A 20753-nucleotide genomic window follows, 5' to 3' on the forward strand; every position below is an offset into this window, starting at 1 on the left:
CAAGTTTGGCATTTTAATTGCTAGTTGTTAGTTTATTTGGCAGCCGGTTATTGCCGGCTTTGTATTTTAAGGTGGTATTCATGAGATTAGTGCCTCTTAGCCTAATAGCATTAACAACATTAACAGCTTGTGGTGGTGGCGGTTCGAGTGATTCGAATACAATCGCAGCGACAGTTAATGCTGGTTCAGATCAACAAATTATTGAAAAAAGTGAATTTACTGTCTCAGCTAAAGGCTCTCCTGCAGATGGTACCTTTACCTGGGAGCGTGTCAGTGGCCCCGCAGTAGAAGGTTTTCCTGCCGAAGGTGCTGAACAAACCATTACAGCTCCTGATATTAAACTTAACTCAGAACTTGTTTTAAAAGTAAATTACCAAACCGACGATGGGCAACTTGTTTCCGATCAGGTCAGTATTTTTATTACCTCGAATAATCAACTGCCAGTTGCAGTGATCACCCAAACTGCGCCAGAAGAGTTACCGTCAAAATATAATGATGTGATCACATTAAGTGGCGAAGAATCTGCTGATATAGATGAAAACGGTACAGTTGACAGTTATTTATGGACTCAACTTGATGGCCCTGATTTAACGGCTGACAACTACAACAACCAAACCATTAGCTTTACTCACCCACTACTTGAATCAAATACAGCGATGACATGGCGTTTAACTGTAACGGATGATGAAGGTGGCTCAGCAAGTACAGAGGCGTCGTTCACCTTAAACAAAACGGTTGAGGTAATTATTGCTGATGCAGGTGTTGATCAGCAGGTTATCGAGTTTGATACCGTAACCCTTGATGCCAGCAATAGTGAAATTGTGACGGCAACAAAATCATGTTTTTGGCAGCAATTAACAGGCGAAACCGTGACCTTGGCAAACCAGAACCAATGTATCACGACGTTTGTAGCCCCTGATGTTGATACCGATTCAGAGCTTAGTTTTGAAGTTACCGTGACAGACAGTAAATCGCGTAGCGACACAGATACAGTGATTATTGATATTAGCCCAAAACCACTGGGGTTAATTAACGATACCGGGATGAGTGATTGCTACAACAATTCGCAAAAAATTAACTGTGACAGCGAAGACTTCCCAAGCCAAGACGCAGATATAGGTCGTGACAGCGTCGCAAATCAGCTCGATAAAGTCGGCCTAGGTGATTTGGCATTTGATTTTACTAAGATGAATGAGTTTGCTGACGAACTTCCAGATGATGCGACTAGCTTTAGTTGCGTACGCGATAATGTAACTGGGCTTATTTGGGAAGTAAAAGAAGCAAGTTCAACATTGCCACCGGCAACCTCCGAGCGTGCAGCATCAAATCATTATACTTGGTATTTAAATGGTTCAAGCGGTGTGCAAACGGGTAGTATACAAGGGGCTGCGGGCTCTACCTGTCCAAGCACCAGTGACTGTGGCCTACAAACTTACATTAATGATGTGAACAGCAGCGACTTTTGCGGTGGTACAAACTGGCGTGTGCCAACTTACACGGAATTATTAGGGTTATTAGATTATGCCAAGCAAGGTGAGTCTACGTTACTTAACAGTGACTTCTTCCCAAATCAACCAAGTGATACTCAGTTAAGCACTGGTAGCAGTTCATTTATGCCTTATTGGACTTCGCAAACCGCGGCAGACGGTACAAGTTTATCGCAAGCTTATATTATCGATATGAGTAGTGCTAATGATTTAGCCTATCCGAAAAGTAACACCGCCTTTGTGCGCTTAGTTAGAACGCCAGGAGAGTAATATGCGAAAGTTACCATTAATTACAGCACTTACAGTTATTGCTCTTCAATCGGGTTATGCCGCTGCGCAAGTATGTTATAGCGCTGTCAATGAAACGACTCCTGATAGCCGCTTTGTTATTAACGAAGATGGCACAGTGAGCGACAGCGAAACAGGTCTAATGTGGCAACGTTGTACGTTTGGTCAAAGCTACAACGCTGAAACGGATACGTGTGAAGGTAATAGTCAGCAGCTTACTTGGGGCGAAGCTTTACGCGGGGCTGAAAATGCAACCTTTGCTGATTACAGCGATTGGCATGTGCCAAATGTTAAAGAGTTAGCCAGTATTTTAGAGCATAGTTGTGTGCAGCCTAGCATTAACGAAAACGCATTTTTATCGACTAAGCTGCAAAACTACTGGAGTAGCACTTCAGGGATCAGTCGCACTGATCTAGCTTGGGTGTATCAATTTGATAAAGGCATCAACAGTCTTCACGCAAAAACGTCCGATGTTTATTTGCGTTTAGTGCGCTACGAAAAGTAACCTTTAATAATCTTTAACCGCGCTTGCTCAAGCGCGGTTTTTATTTCTGCGCCTTTAATACCTTGCGCAATAAACTGTTGCGGGTTAACAGCTCGTGCTTGGGTGGCTGCGTTTTTGAGAGAGTCATAACAAACTACAGGCTGTTGGTGACTAACTTCTAATGTTTTGAGTACTTGCTCAAAACGTTCAGGGCGACGCCATAAATCAAGTTGATTAAAGCAAGCAAAAACGGTCTCGCTAGTCGGCTTTTCTGCACTTAAACTTGTTTGATGAGTTTGGCTAAACAGCGCTAAATCGCGCACTTCATTAGGTAAGCGTATGTTGCTAGCTATCGCTTTTATCTCATTGCTTGAAAGCGCTAAGGTAACTTGGCTGAATAATAACGCAGTGTCACTAATTTGTTTTTCATTCGCATAGGCAAAGCGAGCTTGTAAGGTACGGTAAAGCTCATCACACCATTTACTTTCAAGCTCAGGGCTAATTACATACAGACCATGGATGCTGGCAAGTACATTCAGAAACTCGCTAAATGCGCCATCACTGAGGGATTTTTCGCATTCTAACCAAACGCGTTCAGCAGTTAGCGTGTTCAGTTCACCGGCTTTAACCATCTCGGTCAATAGTGACTGGGTTTCTGGCGCAATAGTAAAACCTAGGTAATGATAACGAGCAGCAAAGCGGGCTACTCGCAATATGCGTAGAGGGTCTTCACTAAAGGCATCTGAGACATGGCGTAAGACACGATTTTCAAGATCCTGCTGGCCAGAAAATGGGTCAACTAAGCTGCCATCTTGGGCTTGTGCTATGGCGTTTACGGTGAGATCTCGACGAACTAAGTCTTGCTCTAATGTGACATCCGGCGCGAAGTCACAAATGAAGCCAGTGTAACCTTGACCTTGTTTTCGCTCGGTGCGCGCCAGCGCATATTCTTCTTTACTTTGTGGGTGTAAAAATACCGGAAAATCTTTACCAACTTGTTGATAACCTTGACTGATCAGTTGTTCTGGCGTGGCACCAACTACCACATAGTCGCGTTCTTTAACGTCACGACCAAGTAGGGCGTCTCTGACTGCGCCACCGACTAAATAAACCTGCATAAAACACCTATAATTTTACCTTTTCGCTATTTTACGTTATTTAGCCAATAAAATGTAAACAAGGTTTTAAGTAGCGATGTTTTTTGCCATTATAGACCGTGATTTTAAACGCAAGGAATAACACGGTGTATTTAAGCTATTTTGGCTTGTCAGAAAAACCCTTTTCGATTGCCCCAAATCCTGAGTATTTATTTCTTAGTGAGCGCCACAAAGAGGCATTAGCGCACCTTACCTATGGATTAGGTGAAGCGGGAGGCTTCGTATTATTAACAGGCGAAGTGGGTACAGGTAAAACAACACTAACAAGAAGCCTGCAAGAGCAGTTACCTGAAAACACGCAAGTGGCACAAATTCATAACCCAGCTTTGTCACAGCTTGAGCTGCTTGCCAGTATTTGTGACGAATTAAAGATTGAGTATGACAGCGCGAATGCGACTCTGAAGACACTTACTGATGTGATTAAAAAGCACCTTGAGGCAAATAATCAAGCGGGCGGTCATACCATTTTAATTATTGATGAAGCTCAATTACTCGCTCCTGATGTGCTAGAGCAATTGCGCCTGTTAACCAATATCGAAACAGATCATAAAAAGCTACTGCAAATTGTGTTAGTAGGGCAACCTGAACTGCAAGAGTTATTAAAACGCACTGAATTAAGGCAGCTTGCCCAGCGCATTACGGCTCGTTATCACTTATTGCCACTTACTGAAGGGCAGGTGTTTGCCTATGTTAAGCATCGTTTATTCAAAGCGGGGACAGAGCAAGCCTTGTTCTCAGGGGATGCGTTAAAAGCGATTTATCAGGTTACTCAAGGGGTGCCGAGATTAATCAATTTGTTGTGTGAGCGGTGCCTCGTTGGTGCATTTTCACAGCAAAAGCTAAGTATCGACAGTGAGCTTGTAATGCTCTCTGCTGCTGAGGCTCTTCCTCCAACCAGTATCCCTGTTGCAACAGTAACAAATAAAGAGCCGAGTTATGTTTGGCTTTACCCAGTTTCATTTTTAGCCGTATTAGGAATGGGTATTGGTTTATCCTACCTAATATAACGAGTGTTCATTTATGTCCCTATTATTAGATGCAATTAAACAGTCTGATCAGCATGCACAAACTGCTGTAGATCATGACCAAGCCGCTCTTGCGCTCAAACAACAGCAAGAATTAACGCGCTATCGCCGTTTGGCCTTTTCATTTGGCCTATTACTGGCGGCGATATTAACCCTTATGGCAGGTTTTTCGATTGGTAAATGGTTACAGCAAACTAAAGTTGCCGAGCAGCCAAAGGTTGTTAATAACAGCAATGAAGCCGCAGAAAGCGTTGCGACTGAAGTTGAGGCAAACCCTGAAACACAACAACCAACGATGCAACAGCAAGTAGCACAAAGCCAAACCCCGCAAGTGACCAATAACTCAGGGCAATCAGCTGCCATGCCACAAGGGCAAGTGCAACAATCTTTACCGCAACAAATGATGCAGCAGACTCCAGTGCAAGGTCAGCAATTTCAGTGGGTGCAAGTACCTGTCAATTCAGCCCCTGTGTATGCTAATCAAGGTTATCAAGTTCAGCCTCAGTACCAGCAGCAAGCAATATATCAAAATCAGCCAGTGTATCAATCACAGCCACAGTTTTCGCAGCCAATGCAGCAAATCAATCCGCAGCAAATGAGCAGTAATGGCATTGATTTAAGTAAATATAAGGTGCTAGGCAAGCCGCTTGATGGTCAGCCAAGTCAACCGGCTTCTCAACCATCAACAAATGATGAATTAAGAGATGTGCCAGATATATTGAAAGATGCCTTTGCTAAAGCAGTTGAAGATGTTGATAACAAACATAGTGTTGATATTACCCGTAGCACTAAAAACACGTCTTATGCAGAGCCTATTGAGCTTTTGCCAGATGCATTACAAAGCCTTATTCCTACCATAAAATATCAAGCTCACATTTATGCTTCAGAAACATCGAAGCGCTGGATTAAGTTAAATGGTCGTGAGTTATATGAAGGCGATAACATCGGCGTGTTATCAGTAATTGAAATTACCCCAGAGCAGAGCTTATTAAGTTACGATGGCTATGAGTTTACCTTAAAAGCATTACAAGACTGGCCTGAATAGCCAGTCCTGAGCTTAAGGGATTAAGGTAAAATTGAGTTCTTAAAAAAGCGGATCAGGTCGATGTTGAACTCAGTCGGCCTGACGGCGGCTTCTAAACTGTCGTGACAGCGACTATTTGCTAAGTTTATATCCTGTATTTCGGTATAGCGTGCATGTTTAGCGTTATAGAACACTTTAACTTGAGGTTTTAAAGGGCTAGTAGGGTTACTGTGAGTGACCACACCTAATTTTTGGCTTTCAAGTTTCACTAAGGTGCCGACTGGGTGAACACCGATGCACTGAATAAACTTAGTGACTAGGTCTCCGTCAAAGCTATCGGGGCAGCCATCTTTGAGTATCTTAAATGCCTTAATTGGCTCCATACCAGCTTTATAGACCCGCTCTGCGGTTAATGCATCATAAACATCAACAATCGAAGCCATACGTACGTACAAGCTAATCTCTTCAGCACTTTTACCAAATGGGTAGCCACTGCCGTCTAAGCGTTCGTGATGGAAGCCTGCTATATCAACAGCAATTCCGCTCAAGCCTGCTTGTTCTAAAATTTCTTTACTAAAACGAGCATGGTCTTGAATAGTTTGGTATTCGGCATCGGTTAATTTGCCGGGTTTATTGAGTATTTCATCGGGAATATTTATTTTTCCAATATCGTGCAGTAAAGCACCGGTCGCAAGCTCCTCAATAATGGTTTTTTCGATACCTAAGTGTTTAGCAAAGATACTAATTAAAATCGAAACATTGATTGAATGTTCAAGTAGATAAGTATCTTTGTCACGCATACGGGTGATACAAGCAAGCGCATCTTGGTTACGAAAAACCGAGTCAATAAATCCAGTCGCGAGCTCTTGAAAAGGGGCAATATCAATTTTGTTGCCATTACGAATATCGTCAAAGGCTTTACTTTGTAATGATCTTGCTTCGTTATATAAGTTATTGGCTTTAGTCATTTCTGCCGACACACTGTGAGTGGTGTGCCAAGGATCGAAAGCGGCAGCGTCTCCTACTGGTTGCGGATTGTGTTGCTGCTCAACCACTTTATTGTCACTGTCTAAGGTCAGTGTTTTGTCTGGATCGATCGCAATTTCTAATATGCCAGCTTTGATCAGCTTGTCTATACTTCCCTGTGTTTTAACCCAACCTTGGTTTTTTATACGGATCTTGCCTGTTTGTTTTGTCACGCTCTGTACAAACATGCCCGGCTTAAGTTGATTGATAGGAAGTGTTTTCAAGACCTTTACTTCTAAACGACTACAATAATATAAAATTAGCAGAAAGTTCGTGTATCAGTAAATAATAATAGTAAAAAGGAGGGGTTTTTATGGCTGTAAACAAAAAGCCCTCGACTAGCGAGGGCTTTCTCATTTAGTTATTGCAATACAACTTACTCGTCGTCTTCAACCAAGGTCATTAGTGATGTGTTACCACCTGATGCGGTTGTATCAACGCTGATTGTTTTCTCAGTCAGTAAGCGCTTGATTAGCGTGTCGTAGTACTCAGAGCTGATCACTGGCAGGATTGCACCTTTACGTTGTGCTAGCTGCTGGCTAAAGTAGCCTAAACGTGATGAACGAGCTGCAACAACCGCACCTGCAAGGTGAGGGTGCGCTAAGATAGCTTGTAACTGATTAGGTTTAGCAACTTGGAATACACCTTCAGCGATACCTGTAGAGATAAACTTGTCTCTGAATGCAACCGCTTCGTCAAAGAATAACTCAGAAGCGACCGTGATTACCGTGTTACCAGCAGCAAGTGCTGTGATAACCGAAATTGCCCAGAAGTTAAATGACGTACTCTTATCTGCATAACAAACCACACAACCGCGAGGCTCTAAGTGAAGTGTGTTTGACTCACCCGTTGGCCCAGGCAACACAGTGTGCTTACGCATGTGTTTTTCAAGACGGTTAAGTTGCGCACGTGCATCAGCTAGCGTTAATGCTAAGTCATCGGCAAGCTCGTCAATAATTTCTACAGTCGCTACTTTTGCAAGTAATTGACGTACAGCAGAAACTCGGTCATTTAGTGGTGTCGCACGCCAGATCTTCTCATCGCGTAATGAGTTATCCATTAGCTTAGCAACTTGCTCAGCTGCACCTGAATAGTGGTGAGTATCTAACTCATCAGGTGTTAGGTTAGTCATTTGTACGTTATCTGGTGATGCTTTTTCTTTCACTAGACGTTGTAGGTAGTTAGGGCCACCCGCTTTAGGACCAGTACCAGATAAACCACGGCCACCGAAAGGTTGTACGCCAACAATCGCACCGATCATATTACGGTTGATGTAAACGTTACCCGCACGTGACATTTTCGCTAGGTACTCACAGCGCTCTTCGATACGTGAATGCACACCCATCGTTAAGCCAAAGCCAGTGCCATTGATTTGGTCAATCACGTTATCAAGCTCTGTGCCTTTAAAGCGGATGATATGTACACAAGGACCAAATACTTCGCGCTTAAGTACAGATAAATCTTTGATTTCGTATAAACGAGGCGCAAAGAAGTAAGCACCATTTTCACTGTTATCAGGAATAGCACACTCATAGTGAAGTGTTGCATTACCTTTTAAGTATTCAACGTGGTCACTTAAGTTTTTAAGTGCTTTTTCGTCGATAACTGGGCCGATATCTGTTGAAAGTAATGAAGGGTCGCCAACGTGAAGTTCTTTTAAAGCGCCTTTGATCATCTCAATGATGCCATCGGCAACGTCTTCTTGTAAGAATAATACACGTAGTGCAGAACAGCGTTGACCAGCACTTTGGAAACCTGAACTGATTACATCATCAACAACTTGCTCTGGTAGAGCAGTTGAGTCAACGATCATACAGTTTTGACCACCCGTTTCAGCAATAAGCGGTACTTGAATATCATTACGCGCAGCCAATGTTTGCGAAATAACAGTACCGGTTTCTGTAGAACCTGTGAACATAACTGCTTGAATACGCTCATCAGGAACGATGGTTTTACCTACTTCGCTACCACGAGCAATAACAGGTTGTACAACGTGCTCTGGTAAGCCAACAGATAGCATAAGTTCAATGGTACGAAGTGCAATTAAGCTTGTTTGCTCAGCAGGTTTAGCAATAACTGTGTTACCTGTCACGATTGCCGCAGCAACTTGACCTAGGAAGATTGCAAGTGGGAAGTTCCATGGGCTGATACATAAGATCACACCACGTGCTTCAAAACGCTCGTCTTCAGAAAGTTCCTCTGCGCGTGCAGCGTAGTAGCGGCAGAAATCCACTGCTTCACGAACTTCATCGATACCATCTTGAGTTACTTTACCCGCTTCTTTGATACACAGTGCCACTAACTCATCGTGGTGACGCTCTAAGATATCAGCAACACGGCGTAATAAGTTTGCGCGCTCTTTTACTGGCGTTTGTGACCATGACTCAAATGCTTTTTCTGCATTTTCTAAAAGTGCAGTCATTTCGTCTGAAGATTGTAGCTTCACATGACCAATGATTTCTTTGTGATTCGCAGGGTTCTTCACCGGAAGAGAGCCTTCTGGCACATCGCTTAATTCAATGCGGTGCTCAGCAAACCAGGTATCAAGGTTTTCTTTAAATGGTGTGATTACATTGATATCAGTTAAGTCCATGCCTTTTGAATTAGCACGTTCTTCACCGTATAAATCAATTGGCATCTTAATTTGCGTGTTGTACTTGTTACGTAAACCTTGCAGTGTTTCTACAGGGTCAGGTAACAGTGATTCAACAGGCTTAGTGGTATCAACAATCGCATTTACGAATGATGAGTTAGCACCGTTTTCTAATAAACGACGTACTAAGTAGGCAAGTAAGTCTTCATGTTGACCTACAGGCGCGTAAACACGACATTGAATTTTTTCTTGGCTTACGATTTGGTCGAATAACGACTCACCCATACCGTGTAGGCGTTGGAATTCAAAACCTTCGTTGTCACCTTTTGCAACTTCTAAAATAGTTGCCGCAGTGTAGGCGTTGTGTGTAGCAAATTGCGGGTACAGTACATCACGTGCTTCAAGTAGTTTAATAGCACAGGCTTTGTAAGAAACGTCTGTGGTCGCTTTACGCGTGAATACCGGGTAGTGATCTAAACCATCTTGTTGAGTGGTTTTGATTTCTGTATCCCAGTATGCGCCTTTTACCAGACGAACCATTAGTTTACGACCAACGCGACGAGCTAGCTCTGCAACCCATTCAACCACAAAAATAGCGCGTTTTTGGTATGCTTGAACTGCTAAACCAAAGCCGTTCCAGTTGCCTAAATCGTCATCACTGAATACCGCTTCAATAACATCTAAAGAGATATCTAAGCGGTCAGCTTCTTCAGCATCAACAGTAAAGCCGATATCGTAGCTTTTCGCTGCAAGTGCAAGTTCTTTTAACTTAGGTACGATTTCAGCAATAACACGTTCACGATGTGTGAACTCATAGCGTGGGTGAATCGCAGAAATTTTAACTGAGATACCAGGGCTCTTGATTGGACCACGGCCATTTGCTGCTTTACCAATTGCATGGATAGCTGTCATGTAGCTGTTGAAGTAACGCTCTGCATCTTTCATTGTGCGTGCGCCTTCACCTAGCATATCGTATGAGTATACGTAGCCTTTTTGCTCTTTATCGGCTGCACGTTCAATCGCTTCGTTGATAGTACGACCCATAACGAATTGCTTACCCATGATCTTCATCGCGAAGTTCACAGATTTACGAATAACAGGTTCACCTAAACGACCAATTGTTTTTTTAAGAACACCGAATTGCTGCTCTTTTGATTTGTCGCTGTAGTTAACCATTTTACCGGTTACTAACAGACCCCAAGAAGAGGCGTTTACAAATAAAGAATCGCTGCTACCTAAATGCGAGCTCCAGTCACCTTTAGCAAGTTTGTCACGAATTAGTGACTCTTGCGTTGCTTTATCTGGAACACGTAATAGTGCTTCTGCAAGACACATTAATACAACGCCTTCTTCACTCGAAAGTGAGAATTCATTTAGTAATGCATCTACACCGCTTTGACCATCCTGATCGCGACGGATATTTAAAACCATTTGACGAGCACGTTCCCACGCTCGGCTACGCGCTTTCACGCCTACTTCAGCCAAAGGCAAAATATGATCAATAACCGCATTTTCGTCAATACGGTAGAAATCACGGATCTTTTGTCTAATTGGACATTCAGTTGTCAAATCGCCATTAAATAGCATATGTAACCCTCTGGTATGTGGAGTCTAGAAATGAACTTATTGCATTTCTTACCATTGATATAATTCGTGCATTCTAATTAAAATCCAGCAGAATATGCTGGTTAAATTTTTCGATTTACGATAATTTACAGGGCATACCGTTAACTTAGCCGCATAAAATTCTGTTATGACCAGTCCGAATAGATTACGCATGTTAGATCGCATCGATTTAGCAATTTTAGACGCTCTGCAAAAAAATGGCAGAATATCGAACGTAAACCTCGCAAAACAGGTAAATCTGAGCCCAAGCCCGTGTCTAGATCGTGTAAAACGTTTAGAGCAAGAAGGCTACATCGAAGGCTATTACGCAAAGCTTAGCGAAGCAAAACTTAACCAGAGCTTGTTAGCACATGTACAGGTATCATTGGTGACCTCGAATACATCGGTATTTAAAGTGTTTCGCGAATATATATTGAATATTCCGCAAGTGGTTGAATGCGACATGGTCGCTGGTGGCTATGACTACCTATTAAAAGTACGGGTCTCAGATATGGATGAATATCGCCAAGTACTGGGTGATTTAGTTGATATTCCCGGAGTGGGTACGCATCACACCTATATGGTGATCGAAAAAATAAAACAGGACACAGGCCTTAGATTCGATATTTAACGTAAGGAAACCGAGTGGTTTCCTATCTTTCTGTAGCACTGAACGAACGGCGCTACAGTTTATACAACTAACCTAATTGATGTTAATTTTTGATAGTTTTGCTTTGAGTGTTGCCAGCATCGAATCGACAGAACTGTCTTCCTGATTAAGCCCTTCCATGAGCGTCATAAAGTAAATATCAATAATGATATCTGCATCTAAAGGGGTTGCTTCATTGTCATTGATCAGGCGCTTTTTGAATGCTTTAAGCTGCGGTTCAAGCTCGTTCTGTTGCCACATAATTTCTTTAAATAACTCTCGGCTAAACTCCTTTTTTGCAAGGTAAAACTCATAAAGAAAACAAGCGTAATGGTACATTCTATCTGTCGCTGTAGTACTCGAATCTGAATGTTTAGCGCGGCTTAGAATATCTTCTAGTTCACTCTCAAAACTGTATTTAAGAATCTCAACTTTAGTCGCAAAGTGACTAAATACTGTGCCATTGGCGACATTAGCTGCTCTTGCAATATCTCGTGTGCTGGTCTGGTGGTAGCCGAGCTCTGAAAAAAGCTGCCATGAGGCTGTAAGTATCTGTTGTTTTGTTTGCTCTTTTTTGGTCACTGAACACTCCAATTTTTATGCTATTTAACCAGAAATTAAAAAAAACTCAATCAAAGGTGTTGCAAATTGAGCGCGCTCAATATTAAAATGAGCGCGCTCAATTGAATGGATGGTTGCACTATGAATAAATTAAAACGCTTAATTGGTTATGTATTATTCGTACCTGGTATTTGCTTTTATAGCTTTATCTTAGGCCCTCTGCTTATTGCAGTGCTATTGCCTGGAGGCTTGATATTGTTATTGCTTATCTTAGGTTACAAAGAGGGGTTTTTAGTGTTAAAGCAAGAAGTGTTTAATACTCTTAGACAAAAATGCTCTTGAGTAAAAAGTGGATAAGTTTAAAAAATAACCCCTGCAAAATGCAGGGGTTATTTTTGTCAAAATGGGGAGGAGGTTTATGCCCAGCCGTCGTAACGTTTACGACGAGATAACACCACGGTTAGGATAATACCAAGTAGTAAGCCGATGAACGCAATTGCGCCGCCATAAGTTAATAACTGACGTTTCTCTTTGGCACTGGCTGTTTGCTTAGCATTACGCTCAGACTCAATAGTACTTTTAAGTGCTTCAATTTGCTTGCTAAGCGCTAGGTTTTGCTCTGTTAGTGATTTGTTCTGCTCTTGTAGTTGTGGTAGTTCAATTTCAGCTTGGCGAAGCTGTTCTTGCATTACCGTCATGTCGTTATTCAGCGCTTGAAACTGTTGTTGAATACCTGCATTTTCAGTAACAAATTTTGACTCTACCCAACCTTCACGATCTTTATCATCACGAATTTTAAAGTAGCCGTTATCTTCACCCGACAATAACACTATTTGTGTGCCTGCATCGACTGAACCTAAAATGCGGTAGTTTTTGCTTGGACCTGAGTGCATAAAGGTGTACAGGTTATCGACTATGTAGGCGGTGTTTTGGCTGTCGCTGCTTGGTGCTTCTTCTGCGTAGCTAATAAAAGAGGTGGCCGCAAGGAGCAACCCAAAAATACACTGTTTTAACATCAATCTACCTTGTTAATGTGATCTTGCCTAGAAGTGGCTAAATTTATAATTTCTTTATGTATAGAGATAGTAGGGATTTCAACTATTAATAGCAAGGCTGATATTGTAATCCGTGCGTGGGCTTAACCGCAAAAAACAGGAAAAAATTTGCATTAACAGTCTGCTTTGTTTATTTTGATCACTTATTTATTTTAAATGTACTCCGCAAAGCGAATGGATACTGAGATAGAACTGAAGTTTTTGGTGTCAGATGCCGTTGTTCCACTGATCCCCGCATTAATTACCCAATTTGCAAAAACCGTTACCAATAAACCGTCACGCAACTTACAAAATGCTTATTACGATACGCCAAGCCGAGAATTACGTGCTTTAGATATTGGCCTTCGTACTCGCTGTTGTGATGGTGAGTGTGAGCAAACCATCAAGCTTGCTGGCGAAGTGGTTGGTGGCTTACATCAGCGCCCTGAATACAATTTGCCACTGTCAGGTAACCGCCCTGATTTACTTGCATTTGATGCTTCTATTTGGCCGCATGGTATGCAAGTGCCTGCCATCGCAGAAAACCTATACCCAATTTTTAGCACTAACTTTATACGCCGTACTTGGTTACTCGAAACCGAAAATGGCGCAAAAATTGAAGTGGTATTAGATAAAGGTGAAGTGGCGGCATCGGGCCAAGTTGAGCCAATCTCTGAACTTGAAATCGAACTGATTGAAGGTAGTCGCAATGAGTTGTTTGCTTTGGCAGATAAACTGGTAAGTGAAAGCCATGTTCGCTTAGGGCTTTATTCTAAAGCTGCTCGAGGTTATCGTCTTGCAGATGACAAACCATTAAAAGCAAGTAAATCAATTGGTTTTGTACCACTAAAACGTGGTGCAACCCAAGAACAAGCCTTAGTAGAAAGTATTAACTACGCGATTCGCTTTGTACAAAAACATGAAGCCTGCTACTTCATAAAACCAAGCTTAAAAACCCTTAAGCGTGTCACCGACGGTATTCGTTTAATTCGCCATACATTTTGGCTGTTTGACGATATTGTTAGTAAAGACGATACCGACTCATTACGTACAGAATTAAAGTGGTTATTAAGCGAATTAGCATGGGTTGAAAATGCTATTCAGCTAAAAACCTACACATCTAAGCGCCACGCGTACTACAAAAAAATCAACAGTGCGCCTGAGCTCACTCAAGTTATTAATGACTTAAAAGAGTTGCAGCCAAGCATTGAAGATATCGAAAAACTTTTCCATAGCACCCGATACAATCGCTTATTATTACAATTAACAACATGGTTGATTGAAAAACAATGGCGTAAGTCATGGGGGCAAACTGAGTTTCAAGCTGCTGAAAAACCTGTTGCCGATATTGCTAAGCGTTTATTTGCTAAAGATTGGCACGATATGCACGAACTTATTCCTGAGCAGCAAGTGTTTACAGATAAAGACTATTTGGCACTGCGCACCCGCCTTGAAAACTCATTACTCAGCGGCAACTGCTTAGGCGCTTTGTTCGATAAAGAAGATCGAAACGAGTTTCGTATGCCGTGGGTTGATATCTCTCATGGTATTTATGAGTTAAGCACCCTTGAGTACTTAAAGCAGTTATGTGCAGGGCAAGACGACTTAGAGCTAACAAAAATTCAATCATGGCTTGATCAAAAGTCAGAGTTTTTGGTCAGTGCAATGGAGCAAAGTCGCCACGCGTCATTTAATACAGACCCTTATTGGTTTTAAATAAATGCGCTTGTGCCTATGGATAGGGTTAGCATGTTTGAGTCTCTCGGCAGTGGCTAACCCTATTGAATGGCAAACCTACAAACAGCAAGACGATATAAAGGTTAGCTATAAAAAGCACGAAACTGGCATTATAGAAATTAATGCTTCTGTGCTGGTAAAAAATGCTAAGGCCAGTGACTTTATGGCGCTGTTAAGTGATACCGACAACGCGCCCAATTGGCTCGAAAATGTTAAAAGCGTGACTTTAATGGAGCGCTTAAGCCCCTCAGAAACCCTTGTTTACACTCACTTTAATTCGCCTTGGCCGGTGTTAGATCGCGATTTGGTGAGTTACTCTTGTTATCATGCCTTAGGTGAACATAAAACAGAGCTAAAAATTATCAGTCAGCCATACGCTAAAGCAGAAGTCTCTGGGGTTGTGCGTATTAAAGAGCTCAGGGCTTATTGGCGTTTAGAAGAGCAGCAAAGTAATTTATTGGTAAGCCATCAGGCCTATGCTGATCCGGGTGGCTCAATCCCGCATTGGTTGAGCAATAAGGTATCGCTAAAGAGCGTTTATAAAACGCTACAAGCACTGACAGAGCAATTAACCAATAATCAGTTCTCGCGAGATAACTTAATAAGTCAGTTAGGTTCGTGTTCATAAAAAAAGCGCCAAAAGGCGCTTTTTTCATTTTATCTAACCTATTACAGGCCAGCAGCTGCGCGAAGTGCGTCTGCTTTGTCTGTACGCTCCCAAGGGAACTCATCACGACCGAAGTGACCGTATGCCGCAGTCGGTTGATAGATAGGACGCTCAAGATCAAGCATTTGGATTAAGCCGTAAGGACGTAGGTCGAAGTGCTCACGTACTAATTCGATTAGACGCGCTTCTTCTAATTTACCTGTTCCAAATGTCTCGATGCTGATAGATGTTGGCTCTGCAACACCGATAGCGTAAGAAACTTGTAGCTCACATTTGTCAGCAAGGCCTGCAGCAACCACGTTTTTAGCAACGTAACGAGCAGCATATGCAGCTGAACGGTCAACTTTTGATGGATCTTTACCTGAGAAAGCACCACCACCGTGACGAGCCATACCACCGTATGTATCAACGATGATTTTACGACCTGTAAGACCACAATCACCCATTGGGCCACCGATTACGAAACGGCCAGTTGGGTTAATGAAGAACTTAGTTGCGCTAGAGATAAGCTCAGCTGGAAGAACTGGCTTAATGATAGTTTCCATTACCGCTTCAACTAAGTCGTTTTGTGAGATTGAATCACAGTGTTGAGTTGAAAGAACAACTGCATCAATACCAACTGGCTTGCCATTTTCGTATGCAAACGTTACTTGAGATTTTGCATCTGGGCGTAACCAGTTAAGCTCACCGCTTTTACGAACTTCAGCTTGGCGCTGAACAAGACGGTGCGAATAAGTGATTGGCGCAGGCATTAAAACGTCAGTTTCATTACATGCGTAACCGAACATTAGACCTTGGTCACCAGCGCCTTGCTCTTCAGGGCGAGCACGGTCAACACCTTGGTTGATGTCTGGAGATTGTTTACCGATAGTGTTTAGGATTGCACAAGAGTCAGCATCGAAACCCATGTCTGAGTGCGTGTAACCGATTTCACGTACTGTTTTACGTGTGATTTCTTCGATATCAACCCAAGCGCTAGTTGTGATTTCACCACCAACCATCACCATACCGGTTTTAACGTAAGTCTCACATGCAACACGGGCATGAGAATCTTGCTCAAGGATAGCATCTAGAACCGCGTCAGAGATTTGGTCCGCGATTTTATCCGGATGACCTTCAGAAACAGATTCAGAAGTAAATAAATGTTTTGCCATTGTATTTCTGCTCACAAATATTGCGCTTCACAAACGTCGGTAATAGCGCTAAAAAATTAAGGGGCGTATTTTATCTAAAACAAATATGTTTGCATAGTAATTTTACGCCTAGACGTCTATTTAAAATTACTAATAACGTATTGTTCTTAACAAACGCCCATAATTGGTGCATTTAATGCGGATTTTTAATTGCACTGTACCCTTACAATAAGTAAGAATGGGGCTTCATAAACAACCAGCGCAAATACATAAAGGTAGGAGAATTCATGCCATCACGCAAAGAACTTGCAAATGCTATTCGCGTCTTATCAATGGACGCAGTACAACAGGCCAAATCTGGTCACCCTGGCGCCCCTATGGGCATGGCAGATATCGCAGAAGTACTATGGCGCGATTATCTAAAGCACAATCCAACGAATCCAGAGTGGGCAGACCGAGATCGATTTATTCTTTCTAACGGCCACGGTTCAATGCTGATCTATTCTCTACTGCACTTAAGTGGCTATGACTTACCACTAGAGGAAATTAAAAACTTCCGTCAAATGCACTCAAAAACACCAGGTCACCCAGAGTATGGATATGCACCAGGTATTGAGACTACTACGGGTCCATTAGGTCAAGGGATCACAAATGCAGTGGGCATGGCAATTGCCGAAAAAGCGCTAGCTGCACAGTTTAACCGTGAAGGCCACGATATTGTTGATCACTTCACGTATGCATTCATGGGCGATGGCTGTTTAATGGAAGGTATTTCACACGAAGCCTGTTCATTAGCCGGTACATTAGGCCTAGGTAAACTAGTTGCGTTTTGGGATGACAACGGCATCTCAATTGATGGTGAAGTAGAAGGTTGGTTCAGCGATGACACACCAGCGCGCTTCAAAGCATACGGCTGGCACGTAGTAAGCGATGTTGATGGTCATAACCCTGATGCAATTCGCGCCGCTATCGAAGAAGCGCGTAGCATCACTGATAAGCCATCATTAATTTGTTGTAAAACAGTGATTGGTTACGGTTCACCTAACAAATCAGGCAGCCATGATTGTCACGGTGCACCACTAGGTGAAGACGAAATTAAAGCATCTCGTGAATTCCTAGGTTGGACTGGCGATGCATTTGAAATCCCAGCTGATATCTACAGCGAGTGGGATGGCAAAGAAAAAGGTAAGCAACTAGAAGCAAGCTGGGACGAAAAGTTTGCAGCTTATGAAAGTGCACACCCTGAACTTGCTGCTGAATTTAAACGCCGTACAAATGGTGAGTTACCAGCTGATTGGGCTGAAAAGTCACAAGCTTACATCGAAGAGCTACAAGCAAACCCAGCAAACCCAGCAACACGTAAAGCATCACAAAATGCATTAAACGCGTTTGGTCCGTTACTACCAGAATTCATGGGTGGCTCTGCTGACCTTGCGGGTTCTAACTTAACACTTTGGGACGGCTCAAAAGGCCTAGAAGCTAACGATGCTAGCGGTAACTACATTTTCTACGGTGTACGTGAATTTGGTATGTCAGCGATTATGAATGGTATTGCATTACATAAAGGCTTTATTCCTTACGGTGCTACATTCTTAATGTTCATGGAATACGCACGTAACGCAGTACGTATGGCCGCATTAATGAAGCAGCCAAGCATCTTCGTTTACACGCATGATTCGATTGGTTTAGGTGAAGATGGTCCAACGCACCAACCGGTAGAGCAAATCGCAAGCATGCGATTAACGCCTAATCTAGTGAACTGGCGCCCATGTGACCAAGTTGAGTCTGCGATTGCATGGCAACAAGCTATTGAGCGTAAAGACGGCCCAACGTCACTGATTTTCACTCGCCAAGGCCTAGAGCAACAAACGCGTACTGCACAGCAGTTAGCCGATGTGAAAAAAGGTGGTTACGTACTTAGCTGTGACGGTGAGCCTGAGCTTATCCTTATTGCAACAGGTTCTGAAGTACAGCTTGCACAAGATGCTGCTGCAGAACTTCGTTCACAAGGTAAAAAAGTACGTGTGGTATCTATGCCTTCAACTGATTTATTTGATGAGCAAGACGCTGCGTATAAAGAAAGCGTACTACCAGCAAGCGTAACACGCCGCGTAGCAATCGAAGCGGGCATCGCAGACTACTGGTACAAATATGTAGGCCTAAACGGCGCAGTAGTTGGTATGACGACTTTCGGTGAGTCAGCACCTGCAGGCGAGCTATTCAAGCACTTTGGTTTCACTGTTGAAAACATCGTAAACAAAGCAAACGCTTTGTTCTAAGCTTAAGCCGCTAAAATTTAAAAGCCCGCCCTGTAAAACCACAGCGCGGGCTTTTTTGTGTTTGACTGGTAGGTTGGGTAGAACGGAGTGAAACCCAACGGTTTTAGCTCTCAGCCGTCAGCCATCAGCTTTAAAAACCCCTCACCGTAGGCGTGAAATTTATTTCGCGTGAAAAGTTATGCTTTTTGGTTGAATACCAGAAGTCAGATTTTGCCTTGTTAGTTAATTGAAAGGGCTTCATTTTCTTTCTTCGTTATCTAACTCATTGATAAACGAATCAAGTTCATAATCCGCAACTCCACTATTTTCACCTTCAACAAGTAATTGGCGTAAAATGTTCATGTTTGTTTCTTGGCTTTCAAGTAAACGTAAAGCGGAGCGTATGACTTCACTCGCTGATCCATAGCGACCACTTTGAATTTGATTTGCTATAAAACTGTCAAAATGGTCACCCAAAGTAATGCTAGTGTTTTTAGCCATGATATGGCTCTTAATACCAATAGATACCTATTTGTGGTATCTATTGAACTTGGATGCAAGGTGTGTAACAAAGCGTTCAAGCCATATTTTTGAACTTAAACTAAAGCAATAATATTGAGATTCTCGCGCTAAAGCACGATCTACCACAATTGCACGAGCTGCTCAAAACTGACAGCTTACAGCTAACCCGACTTGATTATTTCTCACTCAGTCCCCCTTGAATGCTAAACCGACAACTGGCACTGTCTGTAGCTTAATAACAAAACAACAGGAGTGAGGATGTCTCAGTTTGATAATGTAAGTGTGCTGAAAAAAGCCAATGTGTATTTTGACGGTAAAGTGTCTAGCCGTACTGTGGTATTTGCTGATGGCAGCACGAAAACGTTAGGCTTTATGCAACCGGGTGAGTTTGAATTTGCTACGAGTAAAAAAGAGTTGATGGAGCTTAACGGTGGCAGTTGGCAAGTGCTATTACCCGGTGAGAGCGAATGGCAAACAATGCAAGCTGGAGAGTCATTTACCGTTGATGCAAATGTTACCTTTCTAGTAAAGGTCAGCGAATTTGCTGATTACTGTTGCTCGTATAGTTAATGAGCAGTTGTTAACCTCTCTGAAAAGCCCGTGTTCTGCGGGCTTTTGCATATTTTATCCGCAACGCATGATCTAAATCATCTGTGGTTACAATCAATTACTAATTATCTGCAATTTTCGCTTGTGTTAATTCAATTCGCCCCCAATACTAACTGTGAGGTAACAAGAAAAAAGGATACCCTATGAAGATTAATATTTCTGGTCATCATGTTGACGTTACTGAGGCTGTTAGAGCTCATATCAACGAGAAGTTCTCGAAAATTGCTAGCCATTTTCCATCATTAATATCACTCGATATTATTCTTTCAAAAGAACATAATAAGTATCAGGCTGAGATTAGTACAACCTATGAAGGCGCACGTTTATCAGTAAAAGCTGAAGATGATGTGATGTACCCAGCTATCGCAGGTGCTGCTAAAAAACTAGATGCATCACTTAAACATCGTAAAGGGCAAATGAAAGCCAAACTACACGAAAAGCCGGTAAGTACTACACCGGAAATTGCCCACGAAATCATTCAGGAAATGAACCTGAGCTAATTACAGAGCGCTAGCCTAAGCGGCTAGACTTAAAACTAAATCTGAAAAAGCCAACCGTTGCGAAACGCTTGGCTTTTTTGGTTTTAATATTTAACTATCAGCCGTCAGCCGTCAGCCGTCAGCTGTCAGATTTAAATTCAAAAGTTAGCGAGTTGCTAGGGGAAAGAGTAAAGTTTGCGAGTTAGAGACGTAGGAGGCGTTTTAACGCCGAACAAAAATGGAGATATTAGATATCAGTCGTTAGAAGTCAGATTTAAAAAACAACGGCTTGACACAAGTGGTAGGCAGTCTAGTGTTGGTAACTTGGTAACTTGGTAACTTGGTAACTTGGTAACTTGGTAACTTGGTAACTTGGTAACTTGGTAACTTGGTAACTTGGTAACTTGGTAACTTG

Annotated in this window: 18 protein-coding genes; 11 read left to right on the forward strand and 7 right to left on the reverse strand. The window is 42.4% G+C overall.

Annotated features, from left to right (window positions below):
- Positions 1-80 precede the first annotated feature (80 nt).
- Complete coding sequence (locus tag BIZ38_RS06145; protein ID WP_138619268.1) at positions 81-1757, forward strand: DUF1566 domain-containing protein; 1677 nt, start codon at positions 81-83, stop codon at positions 1755-1757.
- A 1-nt stretch (position 1758) separates the two neighbouring features.
- The gene (locus tag BIZ38_RS06150) at positions 1759-2280 is read left to right on the forward strand and encodes a DUF1566 domain-containing protein (protein WP_054551113.1); all 522 of its coding nucleotides are present in this window, start codon (positions 1759-1761) and stop codon (positions 2278-2280) included.
- On the opposite strand, the gene BIZ38_RS06155 is transcribed toward BIZ38_RS06150, so the two are convergent.
- Complete coding sequence (locus BIZ38_RS06155) at positions 2268-3377, reverse strand: tRNA nucleotidyltransferase (protein WP_187489843.1); 1110 nt, start codon at positions 3375-3377, stop codon at positions 2268-2270. The two genes, BIZ38_RS06150 and BIZ38_RS06155, sit on opposite strands and share 13 nt — an antisense overlap.
- Before the next feature lie 125 nt (positions 3378-3502).
- Between BIZ38_RS06155 and BIZ38_RS06160 the strand changes: the two genes are divergently transcribed.
- Together BIZ38_RS06160 and BIZ38_RS06165 are read left to right on the forward strand one after the other, a co-directional pair.
- Positions 3503-4423 (forward strand): ExeA family protein, encoded by a 921-nt coding sequence (locus BIZ38_RS06160; protein WP_187489844.1) that lies wholly within the window; start codon positions 3503-3505, stop codon positions 4421-4423.
- Between the two features lie 13 nt (positions 4424-4436).
- Complete coding sequence (locus tag BIZ38_RS06165; RefSeq protein ID WP_187489845.1) at positions 4437-5486, forward strand: general secretion pathway protein GspB; 1050 nt, start codon at positions 4437-4439, stop codon at positions 5484-5486.
- Positions 5487-5506: 20 nt separating this feature from the next.
- On the opposite strand, the gene BIZ38_RS06170 is transcribed toward BIZ38_RS06165, so the two are convergent.
- Both BIZ38_RS06170 and putA read right to left on the reverse strand, forming a co-directional pair.
- Positions 5507-6715, reverse strand: coding sequence for an HD-GYP domain-containing protein (locus BIZ38_RS06170; RefSeq protein WP_054551117.1), 1209 nt, complete (start codon positions 6713-6715; stop codon positions 5507-5509).
- Positions 6716-6867: 152 nt separating this feature from the next.
- Positions 6868-10671 carry a bifunctional proline dehydrogenase/L-glutamate gamma-semialdehyde dehydrogenase PutA gene (gene putA / locus BIZ38_RS06175; RefSeq protein ID WP_138599685.1) on the reverse strand — a complete coding sequence of 1268 codons (3804 nt, stop codon included), beginning with the start codon at positions 10669-10671 and terminating at the stop codon, positions 6868-6870.
- A 166-nt stretch (positions 10672-10837) separates the two neighbouring features.
- On the opposite strand from putA, the gene BIZ38_RS06180 reads away from it, so the two are divergent.
- Positions 10838-11320, forward strand: a complete 483-nt coding sequence (locus tag BIZ38_RS06180) for a winged helix-turn-helix transcriptional regulator (RefSeq protein WP_054551119.1) — start codon at positions 10838-10840, stop codon at positions 11318-11320.
- A gap of 72 nt (positions 11321-11392) precedes the next feature.
- Here BIZ38_RS06180 and BIZ38_RS06185 read toward each other — a convergent pair whose 3' ends face one another.
- The gene (locus BIZ38_RS06185; RefSeq protein WP_166340594.1) at positions 11393-11920 is read right to left on the reverse strand and encodes a TetR/AcrR family transcriptional regulator; all 528 of its coding nucleotides are present in this window, start codon (positions 11918-11920) and stop codon (positions 11393-11395) included.
- A 120-nt stretch (positions 11921-12040) separates the two neighbouring features.
- On the opposite strand from BIZ38_RS06185, the gene BIZ38_RS06190 reads away from it, so the two are divergent.
- On the forward strand, positions 12041-12241 hold the full coding sequence (locus BIZ38_RS06190) for a hypothetical protein (RefSeq protein ID WP_054551121.1): 201 nt from the start codon (positions 12041-12043) through the stop codon (positions 12239-12241).
- A gap of 74 nt (positions 12242-12315) precedes the next feature.
- Here BIZ38_RS06190 and BIZ38_RS06195 read toward each other — a convergent pair whose 3' ends face one another.
- The gene (locus tag BIZ38_RS06195; RefSeq protein ID WP_054551122.1) at positions 12316-12915 is read right to left on the reverse strand and encodes a TIGR04211 family SH3 domain-containing protein; all 600 of its coding nucleotides are present in this window, start codon (positions 12913-12915) and stop codon (positions 12316-12318) included.
- Between the two features lie 213 nt (positions 12916-13128).
- On the opposite strand from BIZ38_RS06195, the gene BIZ38_RS06200 reads away from it, so the two are divergent.
- Positions 13129-14649 carry a CYTH and CHAD domain-containing protein gene (locus BIZ38_RS06200; RefSeq protein WP_187489846.1) on the forward strand — a complete coding sequence of 507 codons (1521 nt, stop codon included), beginning with the start codon at positions 13129-13131 and terminating at the stop codon, positions 14647-14649.
- A 37-nt stretch (positions 14650-14686) separates the two neighbouring features.
- Entirely contained in the window at positions 14687-15298 is a 612-nt protein-coding gene (locus BIZ38_RS06205) for an START domain-containing protein (protein ID WP_171041494.1), read from the forward strand.
- A 41-nt stretch (positions 15299-15339) separates the two neighbouring features.
- Here the strand turns inward: BIZ38_RS06205 and metK are convergent, their stop codons facing one another.
- Positions 15340-16491: a methionine adenosyltransferase gene (gene metK, locus BIZ38_RS06210; RefSeq protein ID WP_054551125.1), complete on the reverse strand. Its 1152-nt coding sequence runs from the start codon at positions 16489-16491 to the stop codon at positions 15340-15342.
- Positions 16492-16757: 266 nt separating this feature from the next.
- On the opposite strand from metK, the gene tkt reads away from it, so the two are divergent.
- The gene (gene tkt, locus BIZ38_RS06215; RefSeq protein ID WP_175082413.1) at positions 16758-18749 is read left to right on the forward strand and encodes a transketolase; all 1992 of its coding nucleotides are present in this window, start codon (positions 16758-16760) and stop codon (positions 18747-18749) included.
- A 237-nt stretch (positions 18750-18986) separates the two neighbouring features.
- Here the strand turns inward: tkt and BIZ38_RS06220 are convergent, their stop codons facing one another.
- Positions 18987-19229, reverse strand: a complete 243-nt coding sequence (locus BIZ38_RS06220; RefSeq protein ID WP_187489847.1) for a type II toxin-antitoxin system ParD family antitoxin — start codon at positions 19227-19229, stop codon at positions 18987-18989.
- A gap of 279 nt (positions 19230-19508) precedes the next feature.
- Here BIZ38_RS06220 and BIZ38_RS06225 point away from each other — a divergent pair, with 279 nt between their 5' ends.
- On the forward strand, positions 19509-19820 hold the full coding sequence (locus BIZ38_RS06225) for a pyrimidine/purine nucleoside phosphorylase (RefSeq protein WP_054551131.1): 312 nt from the start codon (positions 19509-19511) through the stop codon (positions 19818-19820).
- A gap of 182 nt (positions 19821-20002) precedes the next feature.
- Entirely contained in the window at positions 20003-20359 is a 357-nt protein-coding gene (gene hpf / locus BIZ38_RS06230) for a ribosome hibernation-promoting factor, HPF/YfiA family (protein ID WP_054551132.1), read from the forward strand.
- Positions 20360-20753: the final 394 nt, after the last annotated feature.

Origin of the sequence: Pseudoalteromonas sp. BZK2 (assembly GCF_014349195.1) — a bacterium.
Lineage (GTDB): Bacteria > Pseudomonadota > Gammaproteobacteria > Enterobacterales > Alteromonadaceae > Pseudoalteromonas > Pseudoalteromonas simplex.